The organism is Streptomyces sp. NPDC054765 (assembly GCF_053612065.1).
In genome coordinates this window covers 1-10,015 of the sequence record NZ_JBSHBP010000124.1, presented here as the reverse complement: position 1 = coordinate 10,015, position 10,015 = coordinate 1, and the positions used below count along the sequence as shown (strand labels likewise).

General features: G+C 72.0%; 9 protein-coding genes. 5 read left to right on the top strand and 4 right to left on the bottom strand.

The genetic code is table 11. From position 1 onward, the window contains the following. Positions 1-140 precede the first annotated feature (140 nt). Complete coding sequence (locus ACWGJY_RS36890; RefSeq protein ID WP_453265269.1) at positions 141-1,493, bottom strand: M20/M25/M40 family metallo-hydrolase; 1,353 nt, start codon at positions 1,491-1,493, stop codon at positions 141-143. 178 nt (positions 1,494-1,671) lie between these two features. Here ACWGJY_RS36890 and ACWGJY_RS36885 point away from each other — a divergent pair, with 178 nt between their 5' ends. Further along, the gene (locus ACWGJY_RS36885; RefSeq protein ID WP_453265268.1) at positions 1,672-2,877 is read left to right on the top strand and encodes a geranylgeranyl reductase family protein; all 1,206 of its coding nucleotides are present in this window, start codon (positions 1,672-1,674) and stop codon (positions 2,875-2,877) included. 136 nt (positions 2,878-3,013) lie between these two features. Here ACWGJY_RS36885 and ACWGJY_RS36880 read toward each other — a convergent pair whose 3' ends face one another. The 3 genes from ACWGJY_RS36880 to ACWGJY_RS36870 all read right to left on the bottom strand — a co-directional run bounded on the left by ACWGJY_RS36880 (position 3,014) and on the right by ACWGJY_RS36870 (position 6,997). Continuing rightward, positions 3,014-4,666 (bottom strand): APC family permease, encoded by a 1,653-nt coding sequence (locus tag ACWGJY_RS36880; RefSeq protein ID WP_453265267.1) that lies wholly within the window; start codon positions 4,664-4,666, stop codon positions 3,014-3,016. Positions 4,667-4,903: 237 nt separating this feature from the next. Beyond that, entirely contained in the window at positions 4,904-5,656 is a 753-nt protein-coding gene (locus tag ACWGJY_RS36875; RefSeq protein ID WP_453265266.1) for a maleylpyruvate isomerase family mycothiol-dependent enzyme, read from the bottom strand. A gap of 108 nt (positions 5,657-5,764) precedes the next feature. Next, the gene (locus ACWGJY_RS36870; protein ID WP_453265265.1) at positions 5,765-6,997 is read right to left on the bottom strand and encodes an MFS transporter; all 1,233 of its coding nucleotides are present in this window, start codon (positions 6,995-6,997) and stop codon (positions 5,765-5,767) included. A 17-nt stretch (positions 6,998-7,014) separates the two neighbouring features. Here ACWGJY_RS36870 and ACWGJY_RS36865 point away from each other — a divergent pair, with 17 nt between their 5' ends. From ACWGJY_RS36865 to ACWGJY_RS36850, 4 genes are all read left to right on the top strand, one after another. Continuing rightward, complete coding sequence (locus ACWGJY_RS36865; protein WP_453265264.1) at positions 7,015-8,235, top strand: ROK family protein; 1,221 nt, start codon at positions 7,015-7,017, stop codon at positions 8,233-8,235. 161 nt (positions 8,236-8,396) lie between these two features. After that, positions 8,397-8,621, top strand: coding sequence for a hypothetical protein (locus ACWGJY_RS36860; RefSeq protein ID WP_453265271.1), 225 nt, complete (start codon positions 8,397-8,399; stop codon positions 8,619-8,621). Then, the gene (locus tag ACWGJY_RS36855) at positions 8,567-8,863 is read left to right on the top strand and encodes an ATP-binding protein (protein WP_453265270.1); all 297 of its coding nucleotides are present in this window, start codon (positions 8,567-8,569) and stop codon (positions 8,861-8,863) included. Before ACWGJY_RS36860 ends, ACWGJY_RS36855 begins: the two co-directional genes overlap by 55 nt. Before the next feature lie 98 nt (positions 8,864-8,961). Then, positions 8,962-9,780: an APH(3'') family aminoglycoside O-phosphotransferase gene (locus ACWGJY_RS36850; protein ID WP_453265263.1), complete on the top strand. Its 819-nt coding sequence runs from the start codon at positions 8,962-8,964 to the stop codon at positions 9,778-9,780. Positions 9,781-10,015: the final 235 nt, after the last annotated feature.

Genomic DNA, 10,015 nt, shown 5'->3' with positions numbered 1-10,015 from the left:
CAACGGCCCCTCCGGCCCGCCACCGCACCCACAGCCCCGCGCAGCGGACCCGCCCGCCGCAGGCGCAACGGCGAGACACCCCCACGGCGGGAAAGCCGAAAACGTGGGGGCGAAGGCGAAGCCGAAAACGTGGGCCGCGTCTAACTCGCGTAGCGCCGCAGGAACAGTGCCTCCGCCAGTGCGAGCCGTTCCAGCTCCTGCGGCGAGACGCTCTCGTTGACGGCGTGGATCTGGGCCTCCGGCTCGCTCAGCCCGATGAGCAGCATCTCCGCTTCCGGGTAGAGCCCGGCCAGCGTGTTGCACAGCGGGATCGAGCCGCCCATACCGGAGGTCTGCATCTCCTCGCCGTCGTACGCCTCCCGCAGCGCCGCCGCCATCGACGTATAGGCCGGGCTGCCGGTGTCCGCACGGAACGCCTGCCCCTGCCCGACCTGCTCGACCACGACCCGCGCGCCCCACGGGGCGGCGCTCTCCAGATGCGCGGTCAGCAGCTTCGTCGCCTCGGCCGCGTCCGTGCCCGGCGGCACCCGCAGGCTCACCAGTGCCCGCGCGCCCGCCTGTACGGACGGGGTGGCGCCGACCACCGGCGGGCAGTCGATGCCCAGCACCGTGACGGCCGGGCGCGCCCAGATCCGGTCCGCGACCGAACCGCTGCCCACCAGCCCGACACCGTCGAGCACCTTGGCGTCCTTGCGGAAGTCCTCCTCCGCGTACTGCAGGCCCTCCCAGGAGGCGTCCGCGGCCAGCCCGTTCACCGTCGTCGAACCGTCCTCGGCGCGCAGCGAGTCCAGGATCCGGATCAGCGCCGCCAGCGCATCGGGGGCCGCACCACCGAACTGACCGGAGTGCAGATTGCCCTCCAGGGTGTCGACCCGGACCCGTACGAGGGTCATCCCACGCAGTGTCGCGGTCACCGTGGGCAGCCCGGCCCGGAAGTTGCCGGTGTCGCCGATGACGATGGCATCGGCGGCCAGCAGCTCGGGGTGCGCCTCGGCGTAGCGCTCCAGGCCGCCGGTGCCCTGCTCCTCCGAACCCTCCACGATCACCTTGACGTTGACCGGTACCCCGCCGTGCTCCTTCAGCGCGCGCAGCGCCGTCAGATGCATGATCAGGCCGCCCTTGCAGTCGGCCGCGCCGCGCCCGTACCAGCGGCCGTCGCGCTCGGTCAGCTCGAACGGAGGGGAGGCCCAGGCGGCCTCGTCCAGCGGCGGCTGCACGTCGTAGTGCGCATACAGCAGCACCGTCGGGGCGCCGGCCGGGCCGGGCAGGAAGCCGTACACCGACTGTGTGCCGTCCGGGGTGTCCAGCAGTGCCACGTCCTGGAAGCCGTCCGCCCGCAGCGCCTCGACGATCCAGTGGGCGGCCGCCTCGCACTCGCTCTTGGGGAACTGGGCCGGATCCGCGACCGACTTGAAGGCCACCAGCTCCGCCAGCTCGGTCCTGGCGCGGGGCTGCAGTGCGGCGACGGTGCGGGCGAGCGGGCTGTCAGACATGGAACGCTCCTTGTGGGCGCGGCGTTGTGTGTACGGGCGTCCGGACCTCGTGAGCTGGACGTGCCGGACGTACGGACATCAGTGCCCCCCGATCTTCCCACAGGCACCGCATGCAACAGCGGCCCGTAGGATGCGGGCGGTACGCGCAGCGAGGCATCGAATGGGAGCAGAAGCACAGGTGAGCAGCGAGCGGGCAGCCGAGGACAACCAGCAGGTGTGGGACGTCGTGGTGGTGGGCGCGGGGCCTGCGGGCGCCTCGGCCGCGCATGCCGCGGCCTGTACGGGACGCCGGGTACTGCTCCTGGAGAAAGCCGAGCTGCCGCGCTACAAAACCTGTGGCGGCGGCATCATCGGCCCCTCGCGGGACTCGCTGCCGCCCGGTTTCGAGCTGCCGCTGCGCGACCGGGTCCATGCGGTGACGTTCTCGCTGAACGGCCGGCTGACCCGCACCCGCCGCTCCAGGAACATGCTGTTCGGGCTGATCAACCGTCCCGACTTCGACGCCCGGCTGGTCGAGTCGGCCAAGGATGCGGGCGCCACGATCCGTACGGGCGTCACGGTCTCGCGGGTGGAGCAGCACGGCGCCGAGGTGCCGGACCGGCGGACCGTCGCGGTGGTGCTGGGCAACGGCGAGGTGGTGCTGGCGCGCGCCGTGGTCGGTGCGGACGGCAGTGCGGGCCGGATAGGGGCCCATGTCGGGGTCAAGCTCGACCAGGTCGACCTGGGCCTGGAGGCGGAGATCCCGGTTCCGCAGCCGGTCGCCGAGGACTGGGCGGGCCGGGTGCTCATCGACTGGGGCCCGATCCCCGGCAGCTACGGCTGGGTCTTCCCCAAGGGCGACACCCTCACCGTCGGCGTCATCTCCGCGCGCGGCGAGGGCGCGGCGACCAAGCGCTATCTGGAGGATTTCATCGGCCGGCTGGGCCTGGCCGGTTTCGAGCCGAGCATCTCGTCCGGGCATCTGACGCGCTGCCGTGCCGATGACTCCCCGCTGTCCCGCGGCCGGGTGCTGGTGTGCGGTGACGCGGCCGGGCTGCTGGAGCCGTGGACGCGGGAGGGTATCTCCTTCGCACTGCGGTCCGGGCGGCTCGCGGGGGAGTGGGCGGTGCGGGTCTCTGAGGCCCATGACGCGGTCGACGCCCGCCGCCAGGCCCTCAATTACGCCTTCGCCATCAAGGCGGGCCTCGGCGTGGAGATGGGCGTGGGGCGGCAGATGCTCAAGGTCTTCTCGCGCCGTCCCGGTCTGCTGCATGCCGCGATCACCGGTTTCCGGCCCGCCTGGCGGGCCTTTGCGAAGATCACCCGGGGGACGACGACGCTGGCCGAGCTCGTCCGCACCCACTCGCTGGCGCGACGGGCGCTGGAGGCGATGGACCGGGGGTGAGCCGGGGTCCGGCCGTCCGGAGCCGGGGTCCGGCCGTCCGCGGGCGGCGGCCCGGAGTGCGCCGCCGTCCGTCGTCCGCCGGCCGGGGCTCTCCCCGAACCACCGCACGGGGCCGGGGAAGCGGCCACGGCCGCCGTCATACGCCGGGCACGACCTCGACGGATCCGATGTACTCCTGGGTCTCCTCGTCCGGCAGGCGGACGGCCTGCGCCCAGAAGTAGATCACCAGGCTGAATGCGGCAATGATCACCATGTCCCACCACAACGGGAGGGTGTCGGTCGCGCCGCAGGACGTCGTGGCCGCCGGGCCCGTACTGCAGTAGCCGCCCTGCCAGGAGATCAGGCCCATGCCCAGCAGATAGACCGGCAGCCACTGAGCGGACTTCCAGTCGGGGTGCGGGGCCCTGGGGTTGAGCTTGAGCAGCGCCGAGGCGCCGAGCAGCAGATAGCCGATCACGATCGCCACGCCGAGCCGCCACAGGGTGTCCCAGCCGGCCCAGTAGATGATCAGATTCGAGACGATGAACGCCACCGGAGCCCAGAACATGCCGCCGGGCAGGCGGTAGGGGCGGGGCCGGTCCGGGTCCTGTCTGCGCAGGCACCCGAAGGCGAGCGGCGCCCCCGCGTACATCAGCACGCTCGCGGAGGTGACAAAGCCGACCATCTTCTGCCAGGTGGGGAACGGCAGGAAGACGATGAGCCCGATGAGGAAGGCGAAGAGCAGGCTGAACCAGGGGACGCCGCGCGTGGTCGTGCGCTCGAAGAGCGGGGGCACATAGCCGTTGCGGGAGAGTCCGTAGGAGACCCGGGACGCGGCGGTGGTGTAGATCAGGCCCGTACCGGTCGGCGAGATGACCGCGTCGATGTACAGCACCGTGGCGAGCCAGCCGAGCCCGACCGCGGCGGCCAGGCCCGCGAACGGCCCCGCCTTGCCGGAGAAGGTCAGATTGGCCCAGCCGTGGGCGAACGCGCTGTGCGGCAGGGCCGCGATGAAGACCACCTGCAGTGCCAGGTAGATCAGGACGCCGACCAGGATCGAGCCGATGACCGCCCGTGGGATGTCGCGGGCCGGATTGCGGCTCTCACCGGCCAGTTGGTCGGCCTGTTCGAAGCCGATCAGCGCGAAGATGATGCCGCTGGTGCTGATGGCGGAGAGCACACCCTTGGCACCGAACGGGGCGAAGCCCTGGTAGCCGAAGTTCTCGCCGTGGAAGGTGGTCGCGGCCAGGACGATGATGGTGAAGACGGGGACGGCCACTTTCCACCACGTCGCCACGCTGTTGGTGTGGGCGAGCCAGCGGATGCCGAAGAAGTTGACGATGACGAAGAACGCCATGAAGGCGACGGCCAGGCCGTATCCGGCGGCGGTGAGCTGGTTCTTGCCCGTCTGCACCCAGTCGGCATGGACGCTGAGGTAGTCCAGCGACGCCATGACCTCGATCGGCGCGGTGGCGACGGCCTGCAGCCAGGAGAACCAGCCGAAGGAGGCACCGGCGGCGCTGCCGAACGCATAGTGCGGGAAGCGTGCGGTGCCGCCCGCGACCGGGTACATGGCGCCCAGCTCGGCGTGCACAAAGGCCAGGATGACGATGGCGACGGCCCCGATCCCCCAGGAGATCAGGGCCGCAGTGCCGGCTGCCTGCGCGGCGAACAGCGCGCCGAACAGCCAGCCGGACCCGATGATGGATCCTTCCGAGGTCCAGATCAGGCCGATCAGCCCGATCTCGCGCCGGAGGCCCGGGTTCTCGGGCGCCGCAGGGGCGACTGCTGGGTGCATCTCCACGGGCATGCCTCGTTCCGCCGAGGAGGAGGCGCTGAGCGCCCTGCTCCTTATGGGGGTTTTGCCCCCATTACTTTAGGAAGCCCGCGGAGCGAGGCGCCGCGCCGCGCCGGAGCGGATGCACGGGAAGCCGCCGAGGCATGGTGCGGGCACCGCATCGCGCCCGTGGCATCGGCGTCGCCGGGCGGCGGCCGGTTGGGCGCGCGGCCCCGCCCGCGGGGTAAGGGCTGTCCCGTGCTCCCGTGCTCAGATCCCGGCGCGCTCCCGCCACAGTTCGGACAGTGTCCCGTCGCCGGTGACCGTCATCGCGTCCCACGGCAGACGGTTCCACAGCGCGAGGTAGAGATCCTCCACCGGGCCCTCGACCGTGCAGTCCGCGGGCTTCCCGGCCTCCGGGCCGTCGGTGGCACGCACCGTCTGCGGCGGGGCGTCGGAGAGCCGCACGGTCCAGTCGGCGCCGGGGACGTTCGTCGCGCGCAGCCGCAGTGTCCGGGGGACGTCCGTACGGATCCGGCTGCGGTCGCGGGAGTGAAAGCCCGTCAGGAGTTCATCGATCCCGTCGGCGGCGAAGGCGGACGGGAAGGGGGTGAGGGAGGCGCCGAGCGCCTGCTGGGCGTCGACGCGGTGCACCGAGGTTTCGTGCGCCTGCCGGCGGGCCCAGAACGTCAGCGGGGACGGGGCGTCCCAAAACGTCCAGGCGGACAGGTCCTGCGGGGCGGAGTCCAGCGCCAGGACGAGGTGGTGATGGCCTTCGCGGAACCAGGCCACGAGTGCGTCGTCGGCCAGATCCGGGGCCTCGGCGGGCCGGCCGGGCTGCTGCACGCCCTGCGTCACGAACTCCGTCGCCCAGCGGTGGACCTGGCCGACGTGGGTGACCAGATCCCGCATCTGCCACTCGGGGCAGGCCGGAATACGGGCATCCGGTCCCGCCTCCTCGGCGGCGTCGGCGAGCAGGCTTCCGTCCAGTCGCAGCGTTTCGACGAACTCGGTGATCTCCATGGTCAGAAGTGTGTCAGCCGGCACTGACAACGGACCCTCGCGGGTCGGGGCGCCGGGTGCCCGCCCGCGGAGGCGCGGGCACCCGGCCGCAGGGCCGCGCCGGTTGCTTCACGGGCGCCCGGTGTGGTGTGCGCCGCGGGTGGCGTAGGCGATGACCGCCGCGACGGCGGCAAGCAGGGCGAGCGTGGTCAGCGCGGTGGGCAGGCCGAACGCCTCGGCGAGGAACCCGATGGCGGGTGGTCCGAGCAGCATGCCGCAGTAGCCGACCGTGGAGGCCACCGCGACCCCGTCCGGGCCACCGGTCTCCCCGGCGCGGGCGAGGGCGATGGGGAAGATGTTGGCGAGTCCCAGGCCTGCGACGGCGAACCCCGCACAGGCCGCCCAGGCCGTGGGGGCGAGCGCGCCGAGCAGCAGACCGGCGGTCGCCGTCGTACCGCCCGCGATCAGCGCCCGCGCCGCGCCGAAGCGCTGTACGGCCGCGGTCCCCCAGAGCCGCCCGATGGTCATCGCCAGCGCGAACACCGCGTATCCGGCGGCGGCCGTGCCGGGTCCGGCGGCCAGGTCCTGGGCGAGGTGCAGCGCGCCCAAGTCGGCCATGGCCCCCTCGCCGTACGCGGTGCACAGCGCGATCAGCCCGAAGACCAGCACCAGGCGGCGCCCTGGGCCCGCGCGGGCGCCGCGCGGCCGGCTCCCCGCCGGCGGCGGGCGCCGCCCGGGGACGGCCGGCGACCTGTGGATGCGCAGCGAGCGCCCCGCAACGGCCGTCACCAGCAGCCCGGTCGCGGCGAGCAGCAGCAGATGAACGGTGGGGGACAGACGGCCCGCGACCAGTCCGCCGAGGCCCGCACCGAGCATCCCGCCGAGGCTGAAGGCGGCGTGGAAGCCCGGCATCACGGGGCGTCGCAGGGCGCTGATCAGGTCGACCGCGGCGCTGTTCATCGCGACGTTGAGCGAGCCGTATGCCGCGCCGAAGACCAGCAGGACCAGGCCCAGCGCGATCGCCGAGTGGGTGAGGGGCGGCAGCACGATGCTCAGCGACAGGGCCGCCGCGGAGGCGGTCGTCACGGCAGGGCTGCCGAACCTCCCGCACAGCCGGCCGGTGATCATCATGAAGGCGACGGCACCGGCCGACACGCCGAGCAGCGCGAGCCCGAGGGCGCCCGCACCGGCACCGGTCTGCGCCTTGATGGCGGGAATGCGGACGACCCATCCGGCGAAGAGGAAGCCGTCCATGGCGAAGAATGCGGTGAGGGCGATACGGAGGCGGGCCAGGCGCGAACCGGCGGAGACGGGGCCCCGTTCCCTCGTCAGGGCCATCCGTATTTTGTTTAGCGTCGGCACAAAGCCAGAATAGGGGTGTGACCCAGACTCGGACAACCAGGCTGGAGCGGGGCCGCGGCGCCCTCGGACCCGCACTGGAGCTCGTACACACCGGACGCGCGCCCACCCGCGCCGTCCTGACCTCCGAACTCGGCGTGACCCGCGCGACCGCGGGTGCGGTGGCCGCCGAGCTCGAAGCCCTCGGCCTGATCACCGTCGACTCCCGGCCGACGGCCTCGGCCGGCGCCCAAGGGCGCCCCTCCCACCGGCTGTTCGTCGACGAGAGCGGGCCCGTCGTGCTCGCCGTGCAGATCCACGCGGACGGGTTCCGGGTCGCGCTGGTCGGTCTCGGGGGCCGCATCGTGGCGACCTCGACCGGCTGCGGCACCATCCCCGCCGACCCGGCGCATGTCCTGACCGACGCCGTCGCGGCCGGCTCGGAGCTGCTGCGCGAGACCGGACGGCGCTGCCTCGGCGCCGGCCTCGCGGTGCCCTCCGCGGTCGCCGAACCGGACGGCGAGGCCCTCAACCCGCTCCACCTCGCCTGGCCTTCGGGCGCCCCCGTACGCGCACTGTTCCTGCGCTCGCTGGCCGATGCCGGCATCCCGGGGGTCACCGAGGCGATCGGCTTCACCGGCAACGATGTGAACCTCATGGCACTCGCCGAACACCGGCACGGCGCCGGCCGGGGCGCCCGCGACCTGCTGTGCGTGGCGTCCGGCCACCGGGGTGTCGGCGGGGCGCTGGTGCTCGACGGCCGTCTGCACAGCGGCAGTTCGGGCCTGGCGCTGGAGGTCGGCCATCTGACGGTCAAGCCCGAGGGGGCGCCCTGCCACTGCGGCAGCCGAGGCTGCCTGGACGTCGAGGCGGACCCGCTCGCCTTCCTGACCGCCGCGGGCCGCGAACCGGGTCCCGAGGTCTCGCTGCTCCAGCAGGCCGCCGATCTGCTGCGGGACCAGTACGCCGATCCGGGCGTCCGCGCCGCGGCCGACCTCCTCATCGACCGCCTCGGGCTCGGCCTCGCCGGTCTCGTCAACATCCTCAACCCCGACCGCATCGTCCTCGGCGGACTGCACCGCGCCCTGCTGGAGGCCGACCCGGAACGGCTGCGCGCGGTGGTCGCCGACCGCAGCCTGTGGGGCCGCAGCGGCGGGGTGCCGATCCTGGCCTGCAGCCTCGACCACAACAGCCTGGTCGGCGCGGCGGAGCTGGCCTGGCAGCCGGTGCTGGACGACCCGTTGGCCGTCCTCGGCCGGTAACGGGCGGGCGGCGGGACGGGGGCCCCTGGGGTGGCGGACCGGGCGGGCCCCTGGGGGCGGCAGGCCGGTCGGACCCCAGGGGCGGCGCGCCGGTACCGAGCCGTCAGCCGCGTTTCCCCGGGGCGCTTCGGCCCCGCGCCCGCCACCTCCTCCGACAGGGCATGGCCCGCTGCACACGGCTCGGCGCCGCTTGGGACATCCGGCGCGACGAGGCCCGGCTGCGGGCCGTCGGCATCCGGCGCGGCCACCACGCCGAGCCGCGCGCCCGCACCGGCTGGGACTCCCTGACGGCCACCCAGCGCACGGTTGCCTCGTACGTCGCGCAGGGCGGATCGCCCGCTACAGCAAGGTCGATCTCCTCTGCCTTGATGAGTTCGGGTATCTGAATCTGGATAAGAAGGGTGCCCGGCTGCTGTTCCAGATTTTCACCGAGCGTGAGGAATGCAAAGCGACCGCGGTGGCCACGAACTCGCCGTTCGCCGAATGGGACAAGATCTTCGCCGACCCGAGGCTCTGCGCGGCCATTGCCGACCGGATCACGTTCCGCTGCACGCTGATCCAGACCGGCACCGAGTCTTATCGATACCAGGCCACCGAGGCCGAATGCCACGCGAAGCCAGCGCAGTGACCGACGTCCTCACCGTCAACGCCCAACGCGTTGGCGTGGTCGATCTCCGGGATTAATCGCGGTGCGGGGTGCTGGCTACGCTGGTTAGGTTGGGGGTCGTGATCGATTCGATTTCTGCATTCCGAACGTTGCTGCATGTCGGCCGTGATGGCGGCGGGTGGGAGCCCGTCACGGAGGGCGAGTCTGAGGCCAGTGTCTTTCGTTCTCATGATGGGTCGCGATACGCCAAGTGCGTCACTGTCGACCACGTGGCCTCACTGGAGGCGGAGCGGGACCGTGTCGCCTGGCTCAGCACGCAGGGTGTGCCTGGTCCACGCGTACTCGACTGGCGTGTCAGCGCCAATGGTGCCGCCTTGTTGACCAGCACCGTCGCAGGAGTCCCCGCCGATCGTGTTTCGGCTTCGATGCTCCAGGCGGCCTGGCAGCCGATCGCTGATGCCGTGCGTCGGTTGCACGATCTTCCTCCGGAGCAGTGCCCCTTCACTCGCGACCTCACCCAGATGTTCGCCGCTGCACGCGACGTGGTCGCGCGAGGTGCGGTCAACCCGGATTTCCTCCGGCAAGATCAGCAGCAAACGCCTCCTGACGAGCTGCTTGCGCGCCTTGCCCCGCAAGTTCAATCCCGCCTCGCGCAGGAAGCCGCAGAAATTGTCGTCTGCCACGGGGATCTATGCCTGCCCAACATCATCCTCGACCCGGAGAGCATGACCGTGGCGGGCTTCATCGATCTCGGCCGCCTCGGACGGGCCGACCCCTACGCCGACATCGCCCTTCTTCTCGCCACCGCCCGCGAAACGTGGACCGACGACCAAGAGTCGAACTCAGCGGACAAAACGTTCGCCAACCGCTACGACATCGTCCTCGACCGTGACCGAGAGGACTTCTATCTGCACCTCGATCCCCTCACCTGGGGGTAAGCCGTTGATCGACGCTGCCGAGCGGCGACGACACGGATGACGACCACTGGGCCGCCCACCAGGTTCCCTGTCGCTCGGAGGGCGCTATGTTGCGGCGGGCGCAGCCGGGCCCTTCTGCACCGCGCCTGTCAGGGACACGGGACTAGGGCCTGTGTGTGGTTGTGATCAACCTTCGGGTTCCGTCCCCGCATGGGGACGGAACCCGGTAGGAAGCTGGGTGTGACGCGCAGGCAAC

What these genes read in the sequence shown, in the direction of transcription:
- ACWGJY_RS36875 (WP_453265266.1), bottom strand. Translation starts at nt 5,656, where the DNA reads ATGGAGATCACCGAGTTCGTCGAAACGCTGCGACTGGACGGAAGCCTG.
- ACWGJY_RS36880 (WP_453265267.1), bottom strand. Translation starts at nt 4,666, where the DNA reads ATGCCCGTGGAGATGCACCCAGCAGTCGCCCCTGCGGCGCCCGAGAAC.
- ACWGJY_RS36860 (WP_453265271.1), top strand. Translation starts at nt 8,397, where the DNA reads ATGGCCCGCTGCACACGGCTCGGCGCCGCTTGGGACATCCGGCGCGAC.
- ACWGJY_RS36890 (WP_453265269.1), bottom strand. Translation starts at nt 1,493, where the DNA reads ATGTCTGACAGCCCGCTCGCCCGCACCGTCGCCGCACTGCAGCCCCGC.